The sequence below is a fragment of the Nocardia sp. NBC_00511 genome (assembly GCF_045161165.1).
In the GTDB taxonomy this organism is placed as follows: Bacteria; Actinomycetota; Actinomycetes; order Mycobacteriales; family Mycobacteriaceae; genus Nocardia.
Map to the genome: position 1 here is coordinate 7248963 of NZ_CP107849.1, position 26754 is coordinate 7275716.

Annotated in this window: 27 protein-coding genes; 10 read left to right on the top strand and 17 right to left on the bottom strand. The window is 67.8% G+C overall.

What is annotated here, in order from left to right:
- Positions 1–93 precede the first annotated feature (93 nt).
- Positions 94–819, top strand: a complete 726-nt coding sequence (locus OG300_RS33650) for an SDR family oxidoreductase (protein ID WP_405488011.1) — start codon at positions 94–96, stop codon at positions 817–819.
- Between the two features lie 48 nt (positions 820–867).
- On the opposite strand, the gene OG300_RS33655 is transcribed toward OG300_RS33650, so the two are convergent.
- Positions 868–1611 carry a TetR/AcrR family transcriptional regulator gene (locus tag OG300_RS33655; protein WP_405488013.1) on the bottom strand — a complete coding sequence of 248 codons (744 nt, stop codon included), beginning with the start codon at positions 1609–1611 and terminating at the stop codon, positions 868–870.
- A 156-nt stretch (positions 1612–1767) separates the two neighbouring features.
- Here OG300_RS33655 and OG300_RS33660 point away from each other — a divergent pair, with 156 nt between their 5' ends.
- Together OG300_RS33660 and OG300_RS33665 are read left to right on the top strand one after the other, a co-directional pair.
- Positions 1768–3306 (top strand): MFS transporter, encoded by a 1539-nt coding sequence (locus OG300_RS33660; protein WP_405488015.1) that lies wholly within the window; start codon positions 1768–1770, stop codon positions 3304–3306.
- An 82-nt stretch (positions 3307–3388) separates the two neighbouring features.
- Complete coding sequence (locus OG300_RS33665; RefSeq protein ID WP_405488017.1) at positions 3389–3997, top strand: TetR/AcrR family transcriptional regulator; 609 nt, start codon at positions 3389–3391, stop codon at positions 3995–3997.
- Here the strand turns inward: OG300_RS33665 and OG300_RS33670 are convergent.
- The 5 genes from OG300_RS33670 to OG300_RS33690 all read right to left on the bottom strand — a co-directional run bounded on the left by OG300_RS33670 (position 3989) and on the right by OG300_RS33690 (position 8632).
- Positions 3989–4144 (bottom strand): hypothetical protein, encoded by a 156-nt coding sequence (locus OG300_RS33670; protein ID WP_405488019.1) that lies wholly within the window; start codon positions 4142–4144, stop codon positions 3989–3991. The genes OG300_RS33665 and OG300_RS33670 overlap by 9 nt on opposite strands.
- Before the next feature lie 448 nt (positions 4145–4592).
- Positions 4593–5246, bottom strand: a complete 654-nt coding sequence (locus OG300_RS33675) for a lactate utilization protein C (RefSeq protein ID WP_405488021.1) — start codon at positions 5244–5246, stop codon at positions 4593–4595.
- Positions 5243–6682, bottom strand: coding sequence for a LutB/LldF family L-lactate oxidation iron-sulfur protein (locus OG300_RS33680; RefSeq protein WP_405488023.1), 1440 nt, complete (start codon positions 6680–6682; stop codon positions 5243–5245). The genes OG300_RS33675 and OG300_RS33680 overlap by 4 nt, the downstream gene beginning before the upstream one ends.
- Entirely contained in the window at positions 6679–7458 is a 780-nt protein-coding gene (locus tag OG300_RS33685) for a (Fe-S)-binding protein (protein ID WP_405488025.1), read from the bottom strand. Before OG300_RS33685 ends, OG300_RS33680 begins: the two co-directional genes overlap by 4 nt.
- A 19-nt stretch (positions 7459–7477) precedes the next feature.
- Positions 7478–8632, bottom strand: coding sequence for a nitrate/nitrite transporter (locus tag OG300_RS33690; protein ID WP_405488027.1), 1155 nt, complete (start codon positions 8630–8632; stop codon positions 7478–7480).
- 126 nt (positions 8633–8758) lie between these two features.
- Between OG300_RS33690 and OG300_RS33695 the strand changes: the two genes are divergently transcribed.
- A complete protein-coding gene (locus OG300_RS33695; protein ID WP_405488029.1) occupies positions 8759–10360 on the top strand; it encodes a PKD domain-containing protein in 1602 nt (533 codons plus the stop codon).
- Between the two features lies 1 nt (position 10361).
- Here the strand turns inward: OG300_RS33695 and OG300_RS33700 are convergent, their stop codons facing one another.
- Both OG300_RS33700 and OG300_RS33705 read right to left on the bottom strand, forming a co-directional pair.
- Positions 10362–11369, bottom strand: a complete 1008-nt coding sequence (locus OG300_RS33700; protein ID WP_405488031.1) for a TIGR03617 family F420-dependent LLM class oxidoreductase — start codon at positions 11367–11369, stop codon at positions 10362–10364.
- 164 nt (positions 11370–11533) lie between these two features.
- Positions 11534–13159, bottom strand: coding sequence for a GMC family oxidoreductase (locus OG300_RS33705; RefSeq protein ID WP_405488033.1), 1626 nt, complete (start codon positions 13157–13159; stop codon positions 11534–11536).
- Positions 13160–13482: 323 nt separating this feature from the next.
- Here OG300_RS33705 and OG300_RS33710 point away from each other — a divergent pair, with 323 nt between their 5' ends.
- Both OG300_RS33710 and OG300_RS33715 read left to right on the top strand, forming a co-directional pair.
- Positions 13483–14715 carry a cytochrome P450 gene (locus tag OG300_RS33710; protein WP_405488035.1) on the top strand — a complete coding sequence of 411 codons (1233 nt, stop codon included), beginning with the start codon at positions 13483–13485 and terminating at the stop codon, positions 14713–14715.
- A 54-nt stretch (positions 14716–14769) separates the two neighbouring features.
- Positions 14770–15258, top strand: coding sequence for a glutathione peroxidase (locus OG300_RS33715; protein ID WP_405488037.1), 489 nt, complete (start codon positions 14770–14772; stop codon positions 15256–15258).
- A 67-nt stretch (positions 15259–15325) separates the two neighbouring features.
- On the opposite strand, the gene OG300_RS33720 is transcribed toward OG300_RS33715, so the two are convergent.
- A complete protein-coding gene (locus tag OG300_RS33720) occupies positions 15326–15889 on the bottom strand; it encodes a TetR/AcrR family transcriptional regulator (RefSeq protein ID WP_405498783.1) in 564 nt (187 codons plus the stop codon).
- 119 nt (positions 15890–16008) lie between these two features.
- Here OG300_RS33720 and OG300_RS33725 point away from each other — a divergent pair, with 119 nt between their 5' ends.
- Positions 16009–16431, top strand: a complete 423-nt coding sequence (locus tag OG300_RS33725; RefSeq protein WP_405488039.1) for a hypothetical protein — start codon at positions 16009–16011, stop codon at positions 16429–16431.
- A gap of 38 nt (positions 16432–16469) precedes the next feature.
- Here OG300_RS33725 and OG300_RS33730 read toward each other — a convergent pair whose 3' ends face one another.
- From OG300_RS33730 to OG300_RS33765, 8 genes are all read right to left on the bottom strand, one after another.
- A complete protein-coding gene (locus OG300_RS33730; RefSeq protein ID WP_405488041.1) occupies positions 16470–16799 on the bottom strand; it encodes a VRR-NUC domain-containing protein in 330 nt (109 codons plus the stop codon).
- A 176-nt stretch (positions 16800–16975) separates the two neighbouring features.
- The gene (locus OG300_RS33735) at positions 16976–18013 is read right to left on the bottom strand and encodes a hypothetical protein (protein WP_405488043.1); all 1038 of its coding nucleotides are present in this window, start codon (positions 18011–18013) and stop codon (positions 16976–16978) included.
- A 340-nt stretch (positions 18014–18353) separates the two neighbouring features.
- Positions 18354–19220 carry an LLM class F420-dependent oxidoreductase gene (locus tag OG300_RS33740; protein WP_405488045.1) on the bottom strand — a complete coding sequence of 289 codons (867 nt, stop codon included), beginning with the start codon at positions 19218–19220 and terminating at the stop codon, positions 18354–18356.
- A 15-nt stretch (positions 19221–19235) separates the two neighbouring features.
- On the bottom strand, positions 19236–20708 hold the full coding sequence (locus OG300_RS33745) for an FAD-dependent oxidoreductase (protein ID WP_405488047.1): 1473 nt from the start codon (positions 20706–20708) through the stop codon (positions 19236–19238).
- Positions 20709–20739: 31 nt separating this feature from the next.
- The gene (locus OG300_RS33750; RefSeq protein ID WP_405488049.1) at positions 20740–21156 is read right to left on the bottom strand and encodes a carboxymuconolactone decarboxylase family protein; all 417 of its coding nucleotides are present in this window, start codon (positions 21154–21156) and stop codon (positions 20740–20742) included.
- On the bottom strand, positions 21153–22052 hold the full coding sequence (locus tag OG300_RS33755) for an NAD(P)-dependent oxidoreductase (protein ID WP_405488051.1): 900 nt from the start codon (positions 22050–22052) through the stop codon (positions 21153–21155). The genes OG300_RS33750 and OG300_RS33755 overlap by 4 nt, the downstream gene beginning before the upstream one ends.
- On the bottom strand, positions 22049–22801 hold the full coding sequence (locus OG300_RS33760) for an SDR family oxidoreductase (RefSeq protein ID WP_405488053.1): 753 nt from the start codon (positions 22799–22801) through the stop codon (positions 22049–22051). Before OG300_RS33760 ends, OG300_RS33755 begins: the two co-directional genes overlap by 4 nt.
- Positions 22802–22812: 11 nt before the next feature.
- Positions 22813–24282, bottom strand: coding sequence for an aldehyde dehydrogenase (locus OG300_RS33765; RefSeq protein WP_405488055.1), 1470 nt, complete (start codon positions 24280–24282; stop codon positions 22813–22815).
- A 233-nt stretch (positions 24283–24515) separates the two neighbouring features.
- On the opposite strand from OG300_RS33765, the gene OG300_RS33770 reads away from it, so the two are divergent.
- The 3 genes from OG300_RS33770 to OG300_RS33780 are packed head-to-tail and all read left to right on the top strand — an operon-like array spanning position 24516 to position 26731.
- Positions 24516–25721, top strand: coding sequence for a cytochrome P450 (locus OG300_RS33770; protein ID WP_405488057.1), 1206 nt, complete (start codon positions 24516–24518; stop codon positions 25719–25721).
- Complete coding sequence (locus tag OG300_RS33775) at positions 25722–26528, top strand: SDR family oxidoreductase (RefSeq protein WP_405488059.1); 807 nt, start codon at positions 25722–25724, stop codon at positions 26526–26528.
- On the top strand, positions 26528–26731 hold the full coding sequence (locus OG300_RS33780; RefSeq protein WP_405488061.1) for a ferredoxin: 204 nt from the start codon (positions 26528–26530) through the stop codon (positions 26729–26731). The genes OG300_RS33775 and OG300_RS33780 overlap by 1 nt, the downstream gene beginning before the upstream one ends.
- Positions 26732–26754: the final 23 nt, after the last annotated feature.

Below are 26754 nucleotides of genomic sequence, written 5' to 3' on the forward strand. Positions count from 1 at the left end.
CCGCTTTGTCGAGACTAAAAGTCTCGCTTCGCGCGTTATCGAGACTGTCAGTTCCTTCAGAATAGACGGAACAGGACAGAGAGGCTTCGAACAATGAGCACAACACAGCGCGTCGTAGTCATGGGTGGCAGCTCGGGCATCGGCGAGGCCACCGCCACCGCTTTCGCGGCAACCGGCGCCGAGGTCGTCATCACCGGCCGCGGTCGCGACAAGATCGACGCCGCGCTCGCCCGGATCGGCGGCGAGTCCACCGGCTACGCGCTGGACGCCACCAGCCAGACCGATATCGACGCCTTCTTCGAGCAGGTCGGCGCCATCGACCACCTGGTCGTCGCGGTCAGCGGCTCCGCCGGCAGCGGCCCGTTCGTCGACCTGAAGCTCGAGGATCTGGCCGCCGGCTTCGACGGCAAGTTCTGGCCGCAGGTGCGCATCCTGAAAGCCGCACTGCCGCACCTGGATTCGCAAGGCTCGGTCACCCTGGTGACCGCGGGTTCGTCGCGCTCGGCCTTCCCGGGCACCTCGGGCCTGGCCGCCATCAACGGCGCGCTGGACGCCATGATCCCGCCGCTGGCGGTCGAACTCGCACCGCTGCGGATCAACGCCGTCTCGCCGGGCGTCATCGACACCCCGTGGTGGGACCGGGTTCCCGAGGCGCAGCGCACCGCGCTGTTCGAGGGCCTCGTCGCCACCACCCCGGTGGGTCGCGTCGGCCGTCCCGAGGACATCGCCCGCGCCATCCACATGCTGGCCACCAACGGTTTCATCACCGGCGTGGTGCTGGACGCCAATGGCGGGACCAACCTCGCGACGGGTCGCTGACCGGTCGGCGTCGCGCGCTCCTCGGTGCGAAAAGTCTTGTGACAGAGGCTATTCACCAAGGGCGCGCGAGCGCAGCAATTCCAGCCCGTCGAGGATGACGCCGAACTCGGCGTCGAAGAAGTCCTCACGCGTCTGCGTGGGGTCGATATCGCGGTACATGTCGTAGCGCTTGCTGATCCGCGGATACGGCCGGGCCGCCTGCTCGGCCACCACCATGTGCTTGGCGAACCACTCCTGCTCGCTCAGGCCGCTGCGGGCGACGCTGGTCAGCATGGAGGTCTCGGTGCCGGTGGAGCCGAGCACATAGGCCCAGATCAGATTCGAGGCCCGGTCCGCGCCGATCTCGTCGAAGCCCGCGCTCTCCAGAATCGCGAGCATCGTCTCCGACATGCGCATGAGATTCGGTCCGAGATAAGCCAATCCGGCGCCGGTCATGGCGGTGCTGATCCACGGATGACTCAGGATGGCGGTGCGCAGATCGTGCGCCAGGATCACGAGGTCGGTGCGCCACTGCGCGGGCGCGATGGTCTCGGGGATGCGGACCTCGCCGAACGCCTCGTCGATCACCAACTCCAGGATCTCCTCCCGGCTGGCCACATGGGTGTAGAGCGAGGTCGCGCCCGCGTTGAGCCGGGTGCCGAGTTTGCGCATGCTGAGCGCGTCGTAGCCCTCGCCGTCGAGCAGGGCGAGCGCCTCGGCCACGATCTGTTCCCGGCTCAGCGCGGGTTGGTCGCGGCGTTGCCGCTGCGGGCGGGTCCAGACCGATGAGAACTCTGTTTGCTTGGCGGCCATCGCGGTTTCCTCCTTGGTCGGGAACAGCGTAACCCCAGCTAGAACACTGTGCGTTCAACCGAACGCTGTTCCCTGTTGCGAACAGTGTACGTCGGACCGTACAGTGTTCGACATCGCCGCACAGTGTGCGGAAAGGCTGCTCGAAGGGGACCGTGAATGACCGTCAACGAAACCGCCGGGGCGTCGGCTTCGACTGTGACGCAACGCAATCCGAAACGCTGGCTGATCCTGGTGGTGCTCTGCCTGAGCTCCCTGGTGCTGGTGATCGACAATATGATCCTCACCGTGGCGCTGCCGCAGATCGCCACCGATCTGCACGCCGGACCGCAGGCTCTGCAGTGGGTGATCGACTCCTACATCCTGGTTTTCGCGGGTCTGCTGCTCACCACCGGCAGCCTGTCGGATCGCTTCGGCCGCAGGCTGGTGATGGTGCTGGGCCTGGTGCTCTTCGGCGCGGCCTCGCTGCTGGCCGCGTACGCCGGCAGTCCGGACATGCTGATCGCGGGCCGCGTGGTGATGGGTGTCGGCGGCGCGCTGATCATGCCGAGCACGCTGTCCATTCTGATCACCGTGTTCGACGAGCAGGAGCGGCCGAAGGCGATCGCCTCCTGGAGTGCGGTGGCCATGCTCGGCCTGGTCGGTGGTCCGGTGCTGGGCGGCATTGTGCTGCAGCACTTCTGGTGGGGCGCGGTGTTCCTGCTGAACGTCCCGATCGCGGCGTTGGCGATCGTGGCGGCATTGACGCTGATGCCGGAGTCCAAGGGCCCGGCCCGGCCGACCGACCTGCCCGGCATGGCGCTGTCGATCATCGGCACCGTGGCGCTGGTGTGGAGCATCATCGAATTCCCGGCGAAAGGCCTGGCGGGGACCTGGCAGGCGTTCGTGGTCGCGCTGATCGGCCTGGCGGCCTTCATGATTCGCGAGCTGAAGGCCGAACACCCGATGGTTCCGCTGCACCTGTTCCGCAACCGGGTCTTCACCGGCTCCAGCTTCTCGCTGGTGCTGGTCACCTTCGCCAATGCCGGTCTGATGCTGGTGCTCACCCAGTACCTGCAGTTCGTGCTCGGCTATTCGCCGGTCAAGACGGCGCTGGCCTTCACCCCGCTGGCGTTGAGCGCCCTGGTCGCCCAGGGTGTCGGCGCGGGTCTGGTGCAGAAGATCGGTGTCCGTCCGGTGGCGCTGGCCGGAATGCTGGTGCTGGCAGTGGGTTCCGGTGCGCTGGCCATGCTGAGCACCGACTCCGGCTTCTGGGCTCCGGCGCTGGCCATGACCCTGGTCGGCGCGGGTGCGGGCCTGGCCATGCCCGCCGCGATCGGCGCGCTGATGGGTGCGATCCCGCCGGAACAGGCGGGCGTCGGCTCGGCGCTCAACGACACCATCCAGCAGACCGGTGGCGCGCTGGGGGTGGCGGTCCTGGGCGCGGTGCTGGCCGGGACTTACACCGACGGTATGCCCGGATCGGCTCCCGCGGCCGCCCGCGACAGCATCGCGGGAGCCTTCGCCGCCGGTGACAACACCCTGGTGAACGCCGCCCGTGACGCCTTCACCCACGCCATGTCGGTCACCTTCACCGCCGGTGCGGCCAGCGTCTTGACCGCCACGGTGATCGCCTTCTTCCTGATGCGCGGCGAGAAATCGACTGCACCGGAGGTGCTTCCGGCCGGGGAGGTCGGGCGGTGTCCGGCGCCACGGTAATTGAAATACGGACCGTAGCGTATTTCAAATGCGATGCGAAGTAGCCTGTTTCATAAGATTCGACGATCCCGAGGGAGACTCCGTGACCGCAGCAGCTGGTACCGCCCGCAGCGGTCCCGGTCGTCCCCGCGACCCGCAGCTGGATGCCCAGGTACTCGCCGCCACCCAGGAACTACTGGTCAGCGACGGTTATCAGGCCACCACCATCGCGGCGGTCGCGCGGCGGGCGGGCGTCGTCACCACCTCGATCTACCGGCGCTGGCCGGGTAAGCGAGCCCTGGTCGAGGACGCGGTCTTCGCCCTGGACAGCGGCAATCATCCGGTCCCGAGCGGCGAGCTGCGCGCGGACCTGTTGGAGTGGACCCGGCTGTTCCTCGGCGCGGCCGCGCATCCGGCGGCCCGCTCGGCCATTCCCGGCCTGCTCTCGGAGTATCACGACGACCAGGACAGCTACCGTCGGCTACTGGACGGCGGCGAACGCCCCACCGTCGCGGCACTGCGCGAACTGCTCTCGGCCGCCGCCGTTTCCGGTCAGGCGCACCGGGACTGCGATGCGGAGGCGATTTTCGAGTTCCTGCGCGGCGCCACCCTGATGCGGGCGCTCACGCACGGAACCGAGGATGACGAACGATTCTGCCGCCGGATCGCCGAGGCGCTCTACGCGGTAGCGCAGACTCCGGCGTCAGAGTAGGCCGTACCAGTAGATCAGGCAGGCCAGCGCGAAGATCACCGCGGTATCCATCTCAATCCCAATCTGCTTGGCGCTCTTGCCCTCAATGATGCCGTGCTTCGAGCCGCAACGGCCAGAATACCAACGAACCCACCCGTACAAGATCACGATCGGATCCCCGTTCCCCGACCCTCATCGCCATTTGGATCGGCCCACTGGGTGTTCGGGGCGCGTCTCGTTCTGGACTGAGTGGAGCGGGGGAGCGAAGCGGTGGAGCGGAGGGAGGGAAGAACGAGACATAGGCGCCCCGAACCCGCCGGAGCGAAGCGGAGGCAAATAGACACAGACCCACCGAGCCCGGCACCCCTCGTGGTCGGACTCGGTGGGTCGTGCGCCAGCCCGCCGCCCCCTTCGCGGCGGGCAGGTCTTTTCCGTTCCGCGGGTGGGCCGAGAAGACCCGTCACCCCTCGTGGACGGGCCGTTCTCAGCCGTCCCACCCCCGGTCGGTGGTCGCTGTGTTCCGGCGATGACACAACGATGCCCAGGCGCGCTTGGCACGCCCTTAACAAGATCTTGTATCAGTGAAAGTGGCTGGTGGGCGGCTATTTTCGCGGTCTCATTCGACGATGATCACAACCAGCCGCCGGGGGCCGTGCACACCCTGGACGCGGATCATCTCGATGTCGACGGTGGCCGAGGGACCGCTGAACCAGGTGAGCGGCCGCCCCGGATCCAGGATGCCGATCATCTCCGGAATCGAGGACGCGATCTGCTCGGCCCGCACCACGCAGACGTGGCAGTCGGGGATCAGGGTCGGCGCGCGGCGACCCTGACCGGGACCGCCGTCGAGCACCACGGTCCCGGAATCGGCCACCGCCGCCGTGCAATTGGTGACCACGGCGTCCACAGCGTCGAGTTGGGCTGGGGACAACTGTGGATGATCCGCGAGTACCCGATGCGCGGGATCGGCGGCCCACCCGGCGAGCCAGGATTCGGGCAGCCCGGCCGGGGCCACCACACTGTGTGCCCCGTGCTCGTTCAAGGCCGACGCGATGGTGTCCGGCAACTGGTCGGCGGGCACCCGATGCGTCTGCGCCCCATAGTGTTTCAACCGCTCGACGAACAGCGACGCCAGGGCCGCGAGATCGTGCGGGTCGACACCCGGTGCCTGCCGCAGGTATTCGCGCGGTACGACGGTGGTGCGCTCGTGCGCGGGGAGATCCGCGAGCGCCGTCCGGATCCGGCCGAGCACCTCCTCACGTGCGCTCACGACGTGCGCCCGCCGTCGGTGCGCGCCCACCAGCTCCGGAAGGATTCGCGGGGGATCTCCGGCACGTATCGGCTCTCCGTCCAGCCCGAAAGCGGCGGCGGCAGCAGCTTTTTCGGTGCGACGATGCCCGCGATGCCCGCCGCCTTCACCGCGGCGGCCCACGCGTGCGGGTGGTACATGACGCTCTCCATCGCGCCGAGCGCGACCCGTTGCGCGCGGTGCTCGATCTTCGCGTCGCCCTCGGCGATGTCGTGGCGCAGTTCCAGCAGGTTGCCCACGATGTCGATGCGCACCGGGCACACCTCGTTGCACGCGCCGCACAGCGAGGAGGCGTAGGGCAGCGACGCGGTCTGCGGATCGTCCGCGCCCTCGAGCAGCGGGTTGAGGATCGCGCCGATCGGCCCGGGATACACCGACCCGTAGGCCTGCCCGCCGGTGCGCTCGTACACCGGGCAGATGTTCATGCACGCGCCACACCTGATGCAGCGCAACGCCTGTCGCCCGAGCTCGTCGCCGAGCGCGCGAGTGCGTCCGTTGTCGACCAGCACCAGGTGGAATTCGCGCGGCCCGTCGTCGTCGGTGACCCCGGTCCAGCTGGAGACGTAGGGCGACATGCGTTCGCCGGTGGCGCTGCGGGCCAGCAGTTGCAGGAACACCTCGAGGTCGCGCCAGGTGGGCACCACCTTCTCGATGCCCGCCACGGTGATGAGGGTGCGCGGCAGGGTCAGGCACATGCGGCCGTTGCCTTCGGATTCCACCATCACCACGGTGCCGCTGTCGGCGACCAGGAAGTTCGCACCCGTGATGCCGACCTGCGCCGACAGGAACTTCTCGCGCAGATGCAGGCGCGCGGCGTCGGCGAGCTCGTTCGGGTCGTCGGTGAGCCCCTCGGGCGCGGGCCGTCCGTGCTTGCCCATCTCGCGGGTGAAGATGTCGCGAATCTGCCCGCGGTTCAGGTGCATCGAGGGCACCACGATGTGCGAGGGCAGGTCGTCACCGAGCTGCAGGATGATCTCGGCGAGGTCGGTTTCACGGGTGTCGATGCCCGCCGCGCGCAGTGCCTCGTCGAGCCCGATCTCCTCGGTGAGCATGGATTTCGCCTTGACGATCTGCGTTTCCCCGGTGCGCCGCACCAGTTCCGTGACGATCAGGCAGGCTTCCGCGGCGTCACGGGCCCAGTGCACGGTGCCCCCGGCCGCCTCCACCGCGCCTTCCAACTGCACCAGATACGAGTCGAGATGATGCAGCACAGTGTCTTTGACGGCGGCTGCGCTGTCGCGCAACTGCTCCCAGTCGGGTCTCTCGGCAACCAGCGCGTCGCGTTTCCCGCGGATGAGATGCGTGGCGCGGTGCACATTGGCGCGCAGCTGCTGATCCTCGGTCGCCTGCGCGGCGGCCTGCGGGAACGGCGGCCAGCCCACGAAACTCTTGCTCACGACGCGACTTCGGCCGCGACCACCGGGATGCCCGGCAACGGTCCGTCGGCGCGGGTGCGGGCCAGGATCTCCACCAGGTGCAGACCCCGCACCGGCGTCCCATCCCTGGCCAGCCGCCCGCCGATGTTCATCAGGCACGAGTTGTCCACGGCGGCAAGCACATCCGCGCCGGACTCGCGGACGTGCCGGGCCTTGTCGCCGTTCATGGCCCCGGACACCGCCGGATTCTTGACCGAGAAGGTGCCGCCGAACCCGCAGCATTCCTCCGCGCCCGCCAGGTCCGCCAGTTCGATGCCCGCGACCGCCCGCAGCAGGGTCAGCGGGCGGTCGCCGATGCGCTGCATGCGCAGCGAGTGACACGTCGGGTGATAGGTGACGCGATGCGGGAAATACGCACCGACATCATGGATTCCGAGATCATCGGTGATGAACTCGGTGACCTCCCGGATCTTGGGCAGGATGGCCTGGGTGTCGAGCGCGAGCTGCGAATCCCCGGTCTGTTCCGCGGCTTTCAGGTAGAACTCGCGCGGGGCCTGACCGCACGACGCCGACGGCATGATGATCCGGTCGTAGTCGCCCAGCACCCGCACGAAATGCCTTGCCAGCTTGGCGGTGTCGGCCCGATACCCGGTATTGCAGTGCATCTGCCCGCAGCAGCTCTGCGCCATCGGGAATTCCACCTCGACGCCGAGCCGCCGCAACAGGGTCACGGTGGCCCGCCCGGTTCCCGGGAACAGCACGTCGTTGAGGCAGGTGACGAAGAGCGCGGTACGCATACGGCCCCTTCCGGAGAAGTCAATCGCGAACGTCGCGGCCGATTTTCAGGGTATAGAGCAGTGCGGCCGCCGCGGTCAGACCGAGCAGAATGTAACCGAGCGTGTAGTCGCCGCGGGAGCTGTAGACCAAACCCATGACCAGTGGCGGGAAGTAGCCGCCGAGGCCGCCCGCCGCGCCGACCAGACCGGTGACGGTGCCGACGCGCGCCGGTTCCACCAGTCGCGCGATGAGCGCGAACACGCCACCGGTGCCCAGGCCCAGGAAGAAGGCCATCAGCACCAGGCTGGTGCCCGCCGGGATCTCCGGTGGTGGATCGAAGGCCAGCACGAAGGCCATCACCGCGGTACCCGCGAAGGAGATGAGCAGCACCCTGGTCGGTCCGATCTTGTCCGACAGCGTGCCGCCCAGCGGCCGGGCCAGCACGCCCGCGATGGAGAAGCCCGCGGTGCGCAGGCCCGCGTCCGACTGGGTGAAGTCGTGCACGTTCTTGAGCACGGTCGGCAGGTAGGTGGAGAAGGCCACGAAGCCGCCGAACGCGACCGCGTACAGCAGCGAGCCCTCCCAGGTGGCCTTGAGCTTCAAGGCTTCTCGCATGCGCGGGATGGCGGGATCGGTGGCGGGCTGCCAGCCGGGTGCGTTGCGGCTGAACACGTACATGATCACGCCGACCACGGCTAGGGCGACGGCCATCAGGATGTGGGTCTGGGCGCGGCCGAGGTGATCGACCAGGCGCGGGGTGAACAGCGCCGAGAGCGCGGTGCCGCCCATGCCGAGGCCGAACATGCCGGTCGCGAAGCCGCGGCGGGCCGGTTCGAACCAGGAGTTCACGAACGGGATGCCGACCGCGAACGAGGTGCCCGCGATGCCCAGGAAGAAGCCCCAGATGAGCAGTGCACCATAGGAATTCGACCAGCCGACCAGCAGGGTCGGGATGATCGAGACGAAGCAGATGATGGTGAACATCAACCGCCCGCCGAACTTGTCGGTGAGCACGCCCGCGGGGATCCGGCCCAGCGATCCGACCAGCACGGGGGTGGCCACGAGCAGCGACTGCTGGCCGGGGGAGAGCCCCAGCTGCTTCGTATAACTGCTCGATAGCGGACCGATCAGATTCCAGGCCCAGAAGGTGAGACCGAAGGCCAGTGTTGCGAGTGTCAGATTTCTCGCGTTCATCCCCTTTGTCTAACATATTCGCAGGTAGAAACCGCTAAATTCGGCCATTTCGGCGCGCCTCACGGACCTGCTCCGACCCCTCTCCAGGATGTCTGCTGTCAGATTGCGGATTACCAGGAGGAGCATGTGAAGTTGTGGCGATCCCACCGGTGCCGGGCGGCGTTGCCGCTCGCATTGGCGGGTGTGATCGCGGTGGCGGGACCGGTGCTCGCACCGACCCCGACCGCCCTTGCCGGACCGATAGCCGACCTTCCCCTCATCATCGACGTCAACGCACCACAGGACGGGCCGTGCACCGGCTCGCTACGCGGCACCACCGCCGTCTACCTACCACCCGGGATCCCCGCCCACACCGAGGTGGAATGGCGGATCCTGGGCGGCGGCCAGCCGATCCGCACCGGCATCGCGGCCGTGCAGAACGACGTGGTCACCGTCGGATTCGATATCCGCCGCGAGGAGCTACCCTCGGACGGCCTGCTACGCGTGGACGCCCGCACCCGGGTTCCCGGCGGCGACATCGGCGACTACGGCAAGCCGTGGAGCCTACGTATTTCCCGCGAATGCCGTGCGCTACATGTGGTTTCGGTCGGCGACTCGGTGCTGTGGGGGCAGAGTCTGGACAAGGACCGCACCTTCGCGGACCTGTTCACCGAGACGCTCGGCAGCGGCACCGGCCGGGGCGCGCAACTACACGACTACACCGTCAGTGGGGCGGCGCTCGACGCCCCGGCCCAGCATCCCGACGCCAACTGCCCGCAGGGCGCGGACGCCACCCCGGATGTGTTCTGCCAGCTCGGCCAGGCCGCCGCCGACGCCACCGCCAAGGGCTATCCCATCGATCTGGTGCTGGTGGACGGCTGCGTCAACGATCTCGATCCCTTCTTCGGCATCCCCGTCGGCGTCACGCCCGGCACCCAGGACCTGATCGCCGCGGTCCGCCGGGAATGCGGGGGCCAGGGCGCGGAGGCGGTCAATCCGGCGGCCAACGTCCCCTACTTCAGCGGGGCCAAACTCGGTTACGGCGGGCGCGGCATGCGTGAGGCCATCGAGGCCGCGCACAAGCTACCGGGCGCGCCGAAGGTGATGGCGGCGGACTACTTCCACGGTTACGACGCCGGACGGGTGCCGCAGGGCCTGACCCAGCGCTGGTCGGAATTCGTGCGGCAGTCCGCGGAGGTCTTCCGGCAGGCGGCCGGCGATGCGAACGCGGCGGCCGGTGACACCTACGCGGCCGCGGCCGACGGGCTGTTCACCCTCGACGACGCGGTGGACGGCAATCGCAAACCGGCCATGAACCCGCTCGGCGACGAGGCCATGTCGCTGCGCACGCTGGCCTGCTCGCAACCCGGCGGCCTGCCGCAGTGCCTCACGGTGCCCGCGGTGGCTCGCCCCGACGCGGATTCGGTGCGCCGCTACGCCGAGGCGTTCCTGATGAATCCGCACATTCGCGAATGGTTCGGGGACGGTGGATCCAGCGGAGACGGTTTCACCGTGTCCCGGGTGTCGGCACAGCCGGGCGCAGCCGTGAATTTCGACGCCGCGGCGGCGGGAACGGCTGTACGCCAATATGATTGGTACTTCGGCGACGGTTCGCATCAGACCGGCACCGACAGCGGCGTCGCGCACGTCTACAGCGGTCACGGCCCGAATCTGCCCCGCCTGGTGGTCACCGATATGACCGGCCACCGCAGTCTCTACGAGCTCGGTCAGCCGATCATGATCGGCTGAGTCACCCGTGCGCCGCGGCTACCAGGTCGGCGATGGCGGCATCGGTGACCTGGTAGCCGGGGAAGTAGCAGCAGACCCGGGAAGCGTTGTCCCCGAACCGCTGCCGGATCTGGGCGGCGCACCGCGCGGGCGAGCCGCTGACGGTGAGCGCGTCCACCATCGAGTCGTCGATCAGCCCGGCCATCTCCCGCCACCGGTTCTGCTTGGACAGCAGGTTCAGCTCCGGCTGCAGATCCGCCCAGCCCTCGACCTCGAGCACCGGCAGATACGACGGCGTGGATCCGTAGAACGCCAGCAGATTCCGCACCGCCCGCCGCGCGGTCTCCAGCTCCTGATCCGTATCACCCATGGCCACAATGGCTTCCACGATGATCTCGAACGGCCGGTCGGATCCGGCCCGCCCCTTGTCGATGGCGGCGAGTGTCCGCTCCCGGAAGTGCCGCTCGGTATTGAACGGCATCACCAGCAGCCCGTCCGCCACCTGCGCGGCCATCTCGGTCATCCGCGGTCCGAGCGCTCCCACCAGGACAGGCGGTGCGCCATGGGGATTGGGGCCCGGTACGAACTGCGGCGGCATCAGCGTGTGCTGCCAGAACGGGCCGCGGTGTTCGAGCCGCTCCCCGGTCTGCCACGACCGCAGGATCGCCTGCACCGCGAGCACGGTGTCGCGCATCCGCTCCACCGGCTCCGACCAGACGCTCCCGTACCGCTTCTCGATGTGCGCCCGGATCTGACTGCCCAGCCCGAGCCGGAATCGCCCCTGCGACAACAGTTGCAGGTCCCACGCGGCGTGCGCGAGGTGAATCGGGCTGCGCGGGAACGCCATCGCCACATTGGTCATCACGTCGAGTCCGGGCTCCGCGGCCGCGGCCAGCGTCAACGGCGCGAACACGTCGTGCGCGCCCTCGAACGTGAACACCCCGTCCACCCCCGCCGCCCGCAATTCCCTTGCTCTGGAAGCTGATTCGGGCAGGGGTGCGTTCAACCAGACATCGACGGCGAGTGACACGGAGAAACCTCCACGGGTGAGCGAATAAAAAATCCCGTCCCGGGCCGTGGGTAATCGGCCCGGGACGGGTGGCGGGTCATCGGTGGTCGTGGGCCGATGACCCGCGGCGATATAGGAGCGGCCAGGGAAGTAACAGCGTCCTACACCGCAGTCTGCGAGCTGGATCAGCCGATCAGCTCGGCGGCCTTCTCACCGATCATGTAGCTGGGCGCGTTGGTGTTGCCGCCGGTGATGCTGGGCATGATCGAGGCGTCCGCGACGCGCAGGCCCTCGATGCCGAGCACCTTCAGCGTCGGGTCGACGACCGCGCGCTCGTCCACGCCCATGCGGCAGGTGCCGACCGGGTGGTAGATGGAGTGCACGCGGTTGGGCAGTTCACGGCGCAGCGCGGTGTCGTCCATCAGGCCGGGTCCGGGGGCGAGTTCCTCGGTCCAGTCGTTGGCGATGCTCTTGTGCTGCATGATCTCCCGGATCATCCGGATGCCCTCGATCAGGAACTCGGTGTCCCACGGATCGGTGAGGTAGCCCGGGTCGATGAGCGGGGAGGCGAACGGGTCGGACGAGGCCAGCTTCATCTCGCCGCGGCTCTTCGGGTAGATGAGGCTCGGGAAGATGGTGTAGCCGGGGCGACGGTCGACCAGGTGCAGCTTGTCCTCGTCCTGGTTGGGGATCGGGTAGCTCCACGGCAGAGTGTGGATCTGCAGGTCGGGGTAGTCGCCCTCGGCGAACTTGGTCTTCACGAAGCCGCAGGACTCGAACACCGTGCGGCCCATCCACGAGCTGCCCGGACGGCGCAGCTCCTGCATGATGCCGCTGGCGAAGTGGGTCGGAATGCCGCGGTGGATGGCCTTTTTGGAGATGTAGGTCATCGGCACGAACAGGTGGTCGTGCAGGTTCTGGCCGACCGGCAGGTCCGCCTTCACGTCGATGCCGAGCTCACGCAGGTGCGCGGCCGGGCCGATGCCCGACAGCATGAGGATCTGCGGCGAGCCGATGACGCCGCCGGAGATGATGACCTCCTTGGCGGCGCGCACCACGCGGCGGGTGCCGTTCTTCTCGACGATCTCCACGCCGGTGGCGCGGCTGCCCTCGATGACGACGCGGGTGACGTGCGCGTGCGTGATCACCGTCAGGTTGGCGTTGGGCCGGTCGGTGATGAAACCGCGCGAAGAGCTGTAGCGCAGACCGTTTTTCACGCTCTGCTGGAAGATCGAGATGCCTTCCTGCGATTCGCCGTTGTAGTCCTCGATGATCGGCGCGCCGAGGCTCTCCGACGCCGCGACCATGAACTCCTGGGCGATCGGGGTCAGGTCCTGCTGGCGGGTGACCTCGATGGGGCCGCCGGTGGCGCGGTAGTCGTTCGCGCCGTCCTGCCAGTTCTCCAGCCGCTTGTAGGCGGGCAGGATGTCGTCGTAGCCCCAGCCGGTGTTGCCCTCGGCGGCCCACGAGTCGAAGTTGGCGCGGTTGCCGCGCACGTAGAGCATGCCGTTGACGGAGCTGGAACCACCCAGCACCTTGCCGCGGGTCATGGGGATCAGGCGATCGTTGGCGTGCTTCTGCGGGGTGGAGTACTGCTTCCAGGTCACGCGCTTCTTCAGCTGCGGAACCGTGTGCACCATGCTGATCGCGCCGGGCATGGTGACCAGCCGGGTGTTGTCCTTGCGCCCGGCCTCCAGCAGGATCACGCTCGCGCCGCGCTCGGCCAGCCGACCCGCCACGACGGCTCCGGCGCTGCCCGCGCCGACGACTACGTAATCGGCCTCGTTCACGGAGCCCGGGGAAGCGGTCATATCAGTTACCTCATCTTCGAGTGTGCCTGGCATCACTGTAGAACAAGTTCTAGTCTGCCCACACAGTGGACATGATGTCCAGCCACAAGATCGACTTCAGGACCGGTTGGATGTTCTTGTCGAGCTGCCAAGCCGCTTCTGAACAGGTTTCAGAACCTGTGCTGAGGGGTAGCTGCCGCATCGCGGCTGGATGGAGGTTGGACGGGTGCCCGGAAACGCTGCCCTGTCGTCGACGAAACGCTGCCCGGTCGTCGGCCCGCGTGGTTCAATCTCTGTGAAACACGTTCCAATTTTGTGATCATAGCCACGCCCGAGGAGGAACAGTGACTGTTCCGTCATTACCGGCCGGATTCGATTTCACCGATCCCGCACTCTGGGCGGACCACAGTCCCGTCGAAGAGTTCGCGCTGCTGCGCCGCACCGCGCCGGTCTGGTGGAACGCGCAGACGCCGGAACAGGCCAAGCCGATGGACGACGACGGTTACTGGGCGATCACTCGGCACGAGGACATCAAGGAGATATCCCGGAGACCGGAGATCTGGTCCTCGAATCGCAAGGGCTCCATCATCAAGATGCCCGCGGACTCCGAGCCCGAACAGCTCGAACTGGGACGCGAAGCGCTACTTGTGAACATGGATCCGCCCAAGCACACCAAGATCCGGCGCATCATTTCCAAGGGATTCACTCCGCGCGCCGTCGAAGGATTGCGTGCCGCGCTCACCGAGCGCGCGGAACTCATTGTGCGGCAGGCGAAAGCGAGTGGCGGCGGCGATTTCGTGCAGCAGGTGGCGTGCGAACTGCCGCTGCAGGCCATCGCCGAACTGCTGGGCGTGCCGCAGGACGATCGCCACAAGCTGTTCAACTGGTCGAATCAGCTGCTCAACTACGACGATCCGGAATTCGCGGGCAACAATATGACCGCCAATGCCGAACTGCTCGGATATGCCTACAACATGGCCGAGCAGCGGCGTGCCGATCCGGCCGACGACATCGTCAGTCAGCTGGTCAACGCCGATGTCGACGGTGAGGCGCTGGGTTCCGACGAGTTCGGATTCTTCGTCATCCTGCTGTCGGTGGCGGGCAACGAAACCACCCGCAATGCCATCGCCCACGGCATGAAAGCCTTTGTGGACCACCCGGATCAGTGGGAGCTGTACAAGGCGCAGCGGCCGCGCACCGCACCCGACGAGATCGTGCGCTGGGCGACGCCGGTGACGGCATTCCAGCGAACCGCCATGTGCGACACCGAACTCGGCGGCCAGAAGATTCTGGAGGGGCAGCGGGTCGGGCTGTTCTACAGTTCCGCGAACTTCGACGACGAGGTGTTCGAGAATCCGTTCGATTTCGATGTGCTGCGTGATCCGAATCCACATGTCGGGTTCGGTGGAGCGGGCACGCATTTCTGTGTCGGGGCGAATCTGGCGCGATTGGAAATCGATCTGATCTTCAATGCGATCGCCGACGCCATGCCGGAAATCCACGAGGTCACGCCGCCGGAGCGGTTGCGGTCGGGCTGGATCAACGGGATCAAACGCTGGCAGGTCCGCTACGCGTGAGGCGGTGAGCTCCCGAAACGGTGAGCTCGGCGAACTAGTTCTATATTCGTATTCGTGACGAACATTCGCGAGATTCCGCTGCGCACCCTGTCCGACAAGCCCACCACCCTGGCCGACCTGGCCGGTGACCAGGTCGTGCTGCTGGTCAACGTCGCCTCCAAGTGCGGCCTGACCCCGCAGTACTCGGGCCTGGTCGAACTCCAGCAGACCTACGGTCCGCAGGGCTTCACCGTCGTCGGCGTGCCGTCCAACCAGTTCATGGGCCAGGAGCCCGGCACCGCCGAGGAGATCGCCGAATTCTGTTCCGCCACCTACGGTGTCGACTTCCCGCTGCTGGAGAAGAGCGACGTCAACGGTGAGACCCGCATCCCGCTCTACACCGAGCTGACCGCGGTCGCCGACGCCGAGGGCGCGGCCGGGGACGTGCAGTGGAACTTCGAGAAGTTCCTGATCGGCCGTGACGGCGCGGTGCTCGGCCGTTTCCGCCCGCGCACCGAGCCCAAGGATCCGGCCGTCACCGGGGCCATCGAAGCCGCACTCTGAGCTTCATCCCGAAACCGAACGGGCACTACCGATTTCGTCGGTAGCGCCCGTCGGTGTCGGTACGGGTTCAGGGTTGCAGGAACCGCAGCGCCGTCTTCTCCAGCTGCTCGGCGATCTGCGCGTACGACGCGTACCCCATGCCCGCGCGCACCAGCGCGCCCGCGTACAGCAGTTCCAGGGTCTCGACGGTCTCCCCGTCGGCCCGATCCCCGAGCGCGTCGATCAATCGCCGCCGGATCTCGGCCCCGATCCGCAGCCGCAGATGTGCCACATCCGGATCGGTGCCCAGCAGCGCCGAGGTCACCGCCCCCGCCAGCGCCGGTTCATCGGCCACCAGCATGGCGATCTGCCGCAGCACCAGCAGCGTTCGCGCGGTCGGATCCGCGCTCTCGCTCACCGGCGCGTCGGTGGCCGCCAGCCGCCGCCAGAACATCTCCGCCACCAGATGCTCCTTGGAGGAGAAATAGGTATAGGCGGTAGCCGTCCCGACCCCGGCCGCCGACGCCACCATGCGCACGGTGAGCCCCGCGAACCCCTCCTGCGCGAGCACGTCCATGGCGGCCTTGGTGAGCCGATCCACCGTGTCGGCCTGCTTCTCGGTGAGCCGGCGTCGGGTGGCCTCCATGTTCACCGCAGGCCGGGCGGAAGGGGTTTCAGACATGTGTCCGGATGCTACAGTGGCGCGGCCCGCCGGGCCACTCGCGGTATGCGCGATCCGCATGAATGAGCGAGTACCGGAAAGGCTTTCACATGCTCCGCGCCACCTCTCACGAGCTCGCCGCCCTCCCGGCCCACCTGGCCCCCCTGCTGACTCCCGCCGAGGCCGACGCCTTGACCGCCGCGGCCGACACCTACGCGGCAACCGGCGCGATCCTGGAGATCTCGTCCACCCCCACCGCGACCCCCGACGACTACGCCGAAACCCGCAGCGCCTGGCGCACCCCCCTGCGCCTGCTGCTCCTCACCGCCACCGACTCCGACGAATCCGCCGACATGGCCTACGCCGACTGGGTCTACTGGATAGCGGGCGGCGGCCTCCTCGTAATCCCCGGCACCCACCCCGGCCACCCCGCCGCCCGCCTCCACCAACGCGCCCTCGCCAGCGGCAAATTCCGAGAACTCCCGTCCCCCGCCACCCTCCGCATCCTCCTACGCGTCGCCGCCTGCAACTGACCCCGAGTTCGGTGCCGGGCGTCGACTTCCATTGTGGGTCAGAGGGTTTGCAGTTCGTGGAGGGCGGTGTCCCAGTCTCGGGGGCGCCACAGCCTGCCGTTGTCTCCGGCCGCCGCCAGCCAGCGCAGCTGGGCCGGGGTGGCGCGGCCCTTGTCGGCTTTGAGTTCGATCAGCAGGACGCGGCCGCGGCGGGCCAGGATCAGGTCCGGCAGGCCCTCGTCGCCCTCGTAGGCGGTCACCCAGCCGCTGGCGGTGCGGGCCGGGCGGATGTGCACGATCAGCCAGCCGAGTCGCTGGGCGGTGTCCATCACGCGGCGCTGGAAGGCGGCCTCCGACATCACGGTGGTCGGCATACTGGCTCGGGTCACCAGATCTCTCCATTCTGCTGGCGTGCCTGGATTTCGCGGCAGACTTTGTAGTTACACCAGTTCAGCACGCTGGTAGCGGATCTAGCCACTGAGTGTCGATGTCGAACTCCGCGGCGCACCCGATCAGGGACGCGATGTCGGACTTCCCAATGGAAGTCGGCCTCCGGGGCGGCTGACTATTTGGCGAGCAGCTTGTTCACCATGCCCGCGTGTGTGATTGCGTTCTCCGGGAACAGTTCTCGTGGGTAGACATGGATTCCACCGGATCGCACCACCATGGCCGGGCCGTGCGCCCGCATGGATGTCATCGCGGCGTAGGGATGTCGGATGCGGGCGCTCGCGGTGCGTACCTCGAAGGCTTCCGAACCGAATCGGGCGCTCAGGGGTTCGCCGGGTGGCATCGACAACTGGTAGGCCGCTCGTGTTTTCGGACCACCGCGGACCGCGGAGGCCAGTAGCCAGACAGTTGTGATCACTGCTAGCCCGAGACCGGCGGCGAGGCCGTGGTCGTGGCTCAGCAGGCGGCCGAGGAATAGGCAGAGTACGGCGAAGATGGCGCTGAGAATTGCCACCGATCTGAGGGTGACGCGGAAGGATTCTCGGGCCATTGCCACTGCGGTGCCGGGGTCGGCGACCATTGAGACGTCCGGCTGCTCGATCGGTGGAATCGGTGGCAGTGCGGGGATATTCGCCGAATAGCCGGTTGTCCCGCTGGCTGCCCGGTGTGCCCGGATCAGCTCGATGGCCCAGTCCGGGAACAACTCTCGTGGAAAGCCGATGAAGAGCTGTGCGTACCGGAGCACGACGATGTCCCGGTCGACGTGGATTCCCCGCACCCGGTCGTAGAACAGGCGGGTGATCCCGTTGGCCTGCGCGATATCCAGTGCCCCGCTCCCGAAGCGCGAGGCCATCCCCATGCCCGGGGTGGCCACCGTCAGGCTCCCTCGCATGATCCGCCGAGCGGTCAACCCACGCCGGATCAGCGCCGTTCCTGTCGACACGACGATGCAGAACACCCCGAGCACCGCCCCGGCGATCACGCCGAGCACTACAGCCCAGACCGCCCCGACCACGATTGCGAACCCGGCCAATGTCACCCACCGCGGCCAGACCATCAGCTGCCGCCACGACACCGCCTGCCCCAGTCGCCCGGCCGTGCCCGGTCGCGCAACGAAGACCGCCGCTGGTTGCTCGATCGCTGGTAGCGGTGGCAACGGTGAAAATCCGGGCCCGGCCCATGCCGTCGCCGGGCCGGACTGCTGTGCCGGCGGATACGCGGGCGGGTAGACCGACGGCCCGGGGTTCGCTCCCGCGTAGTTCGGTGGGAAGGAGCCGGATGGCCAATCCGGCATCGCGCTCCGGTAGTCCGCTGGATTCTGCGTTTGTCCCCAACCGGAATCGGGGTCCGGTCCCTGGTTCACTCCACCCACGCGGCGAGCATAGGGGAGTGATCTTCACCTGTGGTGAATGGCGAGTGGGGGCGGGCGGCCCGGGAAACGCGACGACCTCGCTCCGCGCGGGTGAGAGGTGCGGGGCGAGGTCGTCGGGTAGAGGTCAGGCCGTGGGGGTGTTGAGGCCCAGGGGAGCGAGTTTGGCCGCGAGGCGGTCGAGGTAGGCGAGGACTTCGTCCTCGGACTTGTCGGGCATGCCGAAGACGGCGTCGGTGACGCCGGCTTCGGTCCAGGCCGTCAGCTGTTCGGGGTTGGGCTTACCGGCCAGCGCCACGACGCGGGGGGCGCCTTCGCGGCCCGCTTCCTGCCAGTGCTTGTAGAGCAGGGCGGTGGAGGCGGAGACGTCGGATTCGTAGGGGGTGGTGATCCAGCCGTCGCCGGTGCGGGCGATCCACTTGAAGGTCTTCTCGGTGCCGCCCGCGCCGATCAGCAGGGGGATGTGGGACTGGACCGGCTTCGGGAACGCCCAGCTGGGGCCGAATTTGACGAACTCGCCTGCGTAGGAAGCCTCTTCGTCGGTCCAGAGGGAACGCATGGCTTCGATGTACTCGCGCAGGACGGTGCGGCGCTTGTTGCCGGGGACGCCGTGGTCGGTGAGTTCGTCGGTGTTCCAACCGAATCCCGCGCCGAGGGTGACCCGGCCGCCGGAGAGGTGGTCGAGGGTGGCGATGCTCTTGGCGAGGGTGATGGGGTCGCTCTCCACGGGAAGCGCTACCGCCGTGGACAATTCGATGCGCGAGGTCACCGCGGCGGCCGTGCCCAGCGACACCCACGGGTCCAGGGTGCGCATGTAGCGGTCGTCGGGGAGGCTGGCGTCGCCGGTCAGCGGGTGCGCGGCTTCACGTTTGATCGGGATGTGGGTGTGCTCGGGCACGAAGAAGGAGTCGAAACCCCGATCCTCGGCGGCCTTCGCGGCGGCGGCGGGGGTGATTCCGCGGTCGCTGGTGAACAGAACAATGCCGAAACGCATGCGGTGTAACTCCTTTCAGTTCTGCTTGGCCGCGGAAACGCCCGCGCGCCGTCCATAGAAACTTCCGTCGCCGAGCGAACAACCCGACGCGTAACCGCCCGCACAGATGCCGGAGGTGACGCGCCCGGCGGCGTACAGGCCGGGGATGGGCTCACCGGAGACGTGCAGCACCCGGGAATCCAGATCGGTGCGCAGCCCGCCGAGCGTGAAACCGCCGGTGTACCCGCGCAGGTCGTAGGCGCCCAGCGGGGTGCGGATCGGCTTCACCCACTCGGTTTTCTTGTGCAGGAACGGATCCTCGCCCTTGTCGGCGTGGTGGTTGTAGAGATCGATGGTGGCCTGCAAGGTCTGCTCCGGCAGTCCCATCTCCGTCTCCAGTTCCGCGACGGTCTCGGCCACCCAGGTCGGCGCGACCCGCAGGAACGACAGCGACGACTTGGTCTCCATCGCCTCCTCCAGCGCCAGTTCGTCGATCACCAGGTACGCCTGGTTCTCCTGATCCTGCAGCACCGCCTGACCCATCCGGCCCGCGTAGGTGTCCTCGGTGATGAACCGCTGCCCGCGTCCGTTCACCAGAATTCCGCGCGCCACCAGCTGCGGATCCACCACCAGCGCCACCTCGGTGGCGTCCATGTGCGCGAGATCCGCACCCAGCGCCTGCGCCACCTGGATGCCGATCCCGTCGTGCTCCTCGACGGTGGCGGTCGGCCGCCCGGCGATGTGGGGCGCGAACTGCTTCACCATCTCGTGGTTGTAGGCGAAGCTGCCGGTCGCCAGCACCACGCCGCGCGCGGCTCGCACGTACACCGGCTTGCCGTAGCGGGTGGCGGCCACGCCGACCACGCGCCCGTCCTCGTCGATGATCAAGCGGCGCAGCCGCACATCGTATTCGTGGCGCACCCCGAGTTCGTCGGCCTTCTGGGCGAGCGGCTCCATCAGCATGTAGCCGCCGCCCTTCTCACCCAGCTTCTTGTCCTTGGTCCATGCCAGGTGCCCGCGCGGGGCGGGCGGCACCAGATCCTTGAACGGCGCGGCGTTCTCGCCACCGGAGAACATCAGGCCCTCGTCGGCGGGCGGCTCGTAGCCGGGCTCGCCCCAGAACACTTCGTTGAACGGAACACCCTGGGCGACAAGCCAATCGAAGTGTTCGACGCTGCCCTGGCAGTAGTCGTGGATCTTGGCCGCGTCGACGCCGGGTCCGAGGGCCGCGGTCAGGAACTTCTCCATGTTCTCCGCGGTGTCCTCGAATCCCAGTTTGCGCTGCAGCGCGGTACCGCCACCGAGGTAGATGAACCCACCGGACATGGCGGCCGCGCCGCCCCAGCCGCCGGTGCGTTCCAGCACCAGCACATCGGCTCCGGCGCGCGCGGCTTCCAGCGCCGCACTGACTCCGGCGATGCCGTATCCGGCGACGACCACGTCGGCCTCGAAGTCCCAGTTCTCGACCTCGCTGGCCCGAAGTGGTTGCACGGTGGCGGTTTCGGCCATGATCTCTCGAATTCCTTACTGCGGTAGGGAGTTACTGCGGGTTGTCGTTCGCGGACTGCTGTTCGCGAGCCTTCTTCTTCTCGGCGTGCAGCACCTTGCGGACCGCGCCGTCGAGTTTGGTGGCACTCGGCCAGCCCACGTAGTGGGCCAGGAACACGGTGATCTCGCGCAGCTGCTCGGCGTCCAGCTCACCGTTGCGCAGCGCCGCGCCGACCTGGATCTCGGCGATCTCGGCATGCCCCTGCGCGGTGATCGCGCCGAGCAGCAGCAGCCGCCGATCCCGCAGCGTCAGCCCGGGACGCTCCCAGATGTCGGCGAAGAGATGATCGACGGTGACCTCGAAGAACGGATCGCCCTGCAGGTCGGGCAGATCGAACCCGTACACCTCGGACATCTTCTTCAGCCCGCGCTGCCGGGTCTCGTTCGGTTGCGGCGTCTGGTCGGTCATGACTGCTCCTTCGCGATCGTTCCGGGCCCCACACCGAGCCCGTCACCCAGGTCGTGCAATGCCTGCCGGGCCAGCGGCAGTTCGACATCCAGCCGTTCGCTCAGGCCCAGCGCCAGCGACAGATCCTTCTCGCCGAGGTCGCGGACGTGGCTCAGGATCGGCAGCCAGAAGTCGCCCTCTTCGACGGGAGCCGTGGTCTTGCGCAACATGATCGCGCCGGGTCCGCCGGTGTGCGAGTCGGAATGCCGCACCACCTTGCCGAGATCGGAGAGCTTCAGGCCGGCCGCCTCGGCCAGGCGCTGCGCCTCCGCGGCCGCGGTGAAGGCGACGAAGTGCAGCAGGTTGCGGGCCAGCTTCATGCGCGTCCCCGCACCTACGTCACCGGCATGCACGATGAGAGAGCCGAAGTGCCCGAACGGTTTCCGTACGGTGGTGAACGCGGCCTCGCTGCCGCCCACCATGACGGCGAGCCCGCCCTTCTGCGCGGCCGGTGCCCCGCCGCTGATCGGCGCATCCACGAATTCCACCTCGTGCGAGGAACATTCGGCCGCCAGTTCGATCGCCGTCTGATCGGAGATCGTCGAATGCACCGCGATCACGGTCCCCGGTGCGGCCGACTTCAGCAGCCCGTCCGGACCGCTCACCACCGCACGCACCTGGTCGTCGTCGAGCACCGCCACCGAGATCACCGCACAGCGCGCGGCCACCTCGGCGGGCGAGCCCACCGCGACGGCCCCGGCCTCGGTGAACGGCTGCACCGCGCTCTCGCGGGCATCGCACACCACCAGCCCGCCCGGCCATTCGAGCAGCCGCTGCGCCATCGGCGCGCCCATGTTGCCGAGCCCGATGAAACCCACCGAGAATTCGGGAGTTTCGGCTCCAGCCTCGTCGCTCATGCCCGGAACACCTGCCCGCCATCGACATTGAGGATCTGCCCGGTCACCCACGCCGCGTCGTCGGACAGCAGGTACAGGCACGCCCCGACCATGTCGTCTACGGTGCCCAGCCGCTTGAGCGCCATCTGGCTCACCAGCTGTTCCACGAACTGGCCGGGCACGATCGACCGGGTGGCCTCGGTGTCGGTCGGCCCGGGCGCGATGGCGTTGATCCGGATCCCGTCATTGCCCAGCTCGCGCGCCAATTGCTGTGTGAGACTGTTGATTCCGGCCTTGGCCAGCCCGTAGAACCCGGAGTAGGTCCACGCCGCGGTGGAGGACTGGTTGACGATGGATCCGCTGCCGCGCTTCTTCATGGGCCGCCACACCGCCCGCGTCATGTTCAGCGCGCCGTCAAGGTTCACGGCCATGAACTTCTTGTAGTAGTCCCACGGCACGGTGACCAGCAGGTCGAGCTTCATATCGCCGTAGATGGCGGCATTGTTGACCAGGTGGTCGATGCCGCCGAACTCGGCGACGGTGAAATCGGCGACCGCCTTGGCGGATTCGGGATCGGCGACATCCACCTGGGCGAAGACGGCGGTGCCGCCGTTCGCGGTGATGTCCTTGGCGACGGCCTCGCCCAGCTCGCTGTTGAGGTCGGCGACAACGACTTTCGCGCCCTCGGCGGCCAGCGCCCGCGCGTACGCCTCGCCGATGCCGCGCGCGGCGCCGGTGACGATGATGGACCTGTCGGTGAAACGGCTCATGTCGGTATTCCTCAGCATCCGGTCGCGATGAGTTTGGTCTCGGTGTATTCCTCGAAGCCGAGGACACCCATTTCTCGTCCGATGCCGGACTGTTTGTATCCGCCGAAGGGTGCGTCGGCCGAATACCAGATGCCGCCGTTGACGCTGAGCGTGCCGGTGCGCACGCCCTCGACCACGGCCCGCACCCGCTCGGTGTCGTTGCCCCACACCGAACCCGAGAGCCCGTAGGGGGAGTCGTTGGCGATGCGGACGGCATCGTCGTCGCCGTCGTGCGGAATGAGCACCAGCACCGGCCCGAAGATCTCCTCCTGGGCGACGGTGGAGCTGTTGGACAGTCCGGTGATCAGGGTGGGTTCGATGAACCAGCCGGGCAGGTCGGGCCGCCTGCCGCCGACCGCGATGGTGCCGCCGTCCGCCTCTGCGATGTCGAGGTAGCGCTGCACGCGGGCCAGCTGTCGTTCGGAAATGACCGGCCCGCAGACGGTTCCACGCTTCGAGGGATCACCGGGCTTGATATTGCCCAGCGTCGCGGCCGCCACCTGCACGGCCTGGTCGTACTGCGCACGTGGCACCAGCAGCCGGGTGCTGATCGCGCACCCCTGCCCGGCGTGCACGCAGACCCCGAACGCGGCGTAGGCGACCGCGGCAGCGAGGTCGGCGTCGTCGAGCACGATGAACGCGGACTTGCCGCCGAGCTCGAGGAACACCTTCTTCAAAGACGCTGCGGCCGCGGCCATCACGGATTTGCCGGTCTGAGTGGACCCGGTGAAGGAGATCATGTCCACCCGCGGATCGGTGACCAGCTGGGCGCCGAGCGAATGGTCATCGGAGGTGACGATATTGACCACGCCCGCCGGAATGTCGGTCTCCTCGGCGATGATTCGACCCACCACCGCCGCACACCACGGGGTATCCGGCGCGGGCTTGAGCACCACTGTGGTGCCTGCCGCGAGCGCCGGGCCGAGCTTGGCGAAGTTGATCTGATGCGGGAAGTTCCAGGGCGTGATCGCCCCGACCACCCCGATGGCCTCGCGCCGCAACCGCCGCGAGCTCTTGATGCCCATCGGTGAGGCGACGCCGAGATCGGTTTCCCACGAATAGTTCTCGGCCAGGTCGGCGAAGTACCCGAGGTCTTCGATCGGCCCTTCGAGCTGTGGTCCCGCGGTGAACATGCGGGGTGCGCCCACCTCCGCGATGGTGATCTCGCGGAGGTCCTCCAGGTGCGCGCGCAGGCCGTCGCGCAACTGTCGCAGGCAGGTCGCGCGAAAACCCGGATCGCGCGACCAGTCGGTGGTGTCGAACGCGGTGCGGGCGGCCGCGATGGCGGCGTCCATATCGTTCGCGTCGGCATTGGCGGCGTGGCCGAGGGCCGCGCCGGTGGCCGGATTCGAGGTGGTGAACACACCGCCGCCACCGGGCGTGAGTTTCCCGCCGATCAGCAGCTGTGATCCGCCGTCGGGGACGAGATCGCTGGGGGTCATCGATAGCTCCCATGCTGTCCGGACACGTGTACGGACTATATGGTCGAGGCTCATCAACGCGCAAGAACCTGTTTCAGTTTATGAGTCCGGCGCGCGTACCGGATTCGGGAATCCGTTGTCAGGAGATCCCCTCGCTAGTACCGTACAGACACATGTCCAGCTATGTGTCTTTGTAGCGGGAGATCGTTCATCGGCCTCGATGAACGCGTTATGGAATACGAGGTACACAGCCGATGACCGCAGCCTCCCTCGAGCCGCTGCTGTTCGACCCCTACGACTACCGCATCCACGAGGACCCCTACCCCGTGTACCAGCGGTTGCGCGACGAAGCCCCGCTCTACCACCACCCGGAACTCGACTTCTGGGCACTGTCGCGGCATGCGGACGTCGCCGCCGGATTCCGGGACCACCAGCGGCTCTCCAGCGCCAACGGGGTCTCCCTGGACCCGGCCGCCTGGGGTCCGCACGCCTGGCGCACCATGTCCTTCCTGGCCATGGACGACCCGCGCCACCTGCGGCTGCGCAAACTCGTCTACCAGGGCTTCACCCCGCGCCGGGTCAGTGACATGCACGATCAGATCCGCCAGATCACACTGCGCTACCTCGAACCCGCGCTGGCGAGCGGCGATTTCGACTGGATCGACGCCGTCGCCGGACAGGTGCCGATGGACGTCATCTCCGAACTGCTCGGCGTCCCGCAGGCCGACCGCGGCGAATTGCGCAGGCTCGCGGACCTTCTGGTGCACCGCGAGGAAGGCGTGATGGATGTGCCGATGGCGGCCATGGAGGCCGCCATGCAGCTGGCCGGGTACTACGCCGACATGGTCGCCCAGCGCAGGCGGCAGCGCACCGAGGACCTCACCTCCGCACTGCTGGACGCCGAAGCCGACGGCGACCATCTCACCGAGGAGGAGATCCTCGGATTCATGTTCCTGATGGTGGTCGCGGGCAACGAGACCACCACGAAACTGCTGGGCAACGCCCTGTACTGGGCCGGACGCAATCCGGAGCAGTACGCCAAGGCGGCCGCGCACCCCGAACTCGTGGAGCAGTGGGTCGAGGAGACGCTGCGCTTCGACGCGTCCAGCCAGATCCTGGCCCGCACCGCCGCCGAGGACCTCGAGTACCACGGGCGCACCATCCCGCAGGGCTCGAAGGTGCTGCTGCTGATCGGCGCGGCCAATCGGGACGCCGCAGCCTTCCATGATCCCGACAGCTTCGACATCGAACGCCCCGACAAGGGCGGGCTGATCAGCTTCGGTCGCGGCGTGCACTTCTGCCTCGGCGCGCACCTGGCCCGGCTCGAGGCCGGAATCGTGCTGCGGGAGTTCGCCTCTCGCGTGCGCTCCTACTCCATCGGCGAAACCGGCATCGAGCGCGTGCACTCGGTGAACGTGCGCGGTTTCGCGAAACTACCCGTCTCCGTGGAGGTTCGATAAATGCCACGCTTCGCACCGCATCCCGCCAGACGACCCGTGCTGATCGCGGGCGCGTCCTCCGGCATCGGCGCCGCCACCGCCGTGGCGCTGGCCGAACTCGGCCATCCGGTGGCGCTGGGCGCGCGCCGGGTGGAGATCTGCGAGACCCTCGCGGAGAAGATCCGGGCCGATGGGGGCGAGGCCTTCGCCGCCCGGCTGGATGTCGCCGACACCGCCTCGGTCGACGAATTCGTCACCGCCGCCGAGGCAGCCCTCGGCCCCATCGAGATCGTCGTATCCGGTGCCGGTGATCTGGAATTCGGCCAGGGCTGGACCATGCACCCCGATGTCTTCGAGAGTCAGTTGCGGGTGCACCTGGTCGGCGCTCAGCGTCTCGCGCACCGGGTCATCCCCGGCATGATCGACAGGCAGCGCGGCGATTTCGTGGTCATCGGCTCCGATTGCGCCGACCGACCGCGACCCGGAGCCGGGGCCTACAACGCCGCCAAGGTCGGCGTGGAAGCCTTCGCCACCCAGTTGCGCATGGAGCTGGAGGGCACCGGGGTCCGCTCCTCGATCGTGCGTCCCGGCCAGACCCTCACCGGTATGGGCATGCAGTCCACCCCGGAGGTGGTGGGACCGCTGCTGGAGAGCTGGGTGAAGTTCGGCTTCGCGCGGCACCCGTACATGCTGCGGCCCGCCGATCTCGCCGCCGCGGTCGCCGCGGTGGTGTCCACCCCGCGCGGCGCGCACCTGGTGCTGGTCGAGGTGCAGCCCGAAGCGCCGCTGCGGGAAGCCCAGCAGGACAAGCAATCCGGAGGCTCCTGATGCGACTGGTCGTCGATCTCGATCTCTGCCAGGGCCACGCCGTCTGCCAGGACGAGGCCCCCGAACTCTTCCACGTGCCCAAACAGGGTCAGGTGCAGCTGCTGCACCCCGACCCCGGCACCGATCTGGAGGCGGCCCGTGCCGCCGTCCGCTACTGCCCGACCCAGGCCCTGTCGCTCGTAGCCGACAGCACCGATGACTGAAGGAGACCGCCGTGAGCTGGTCC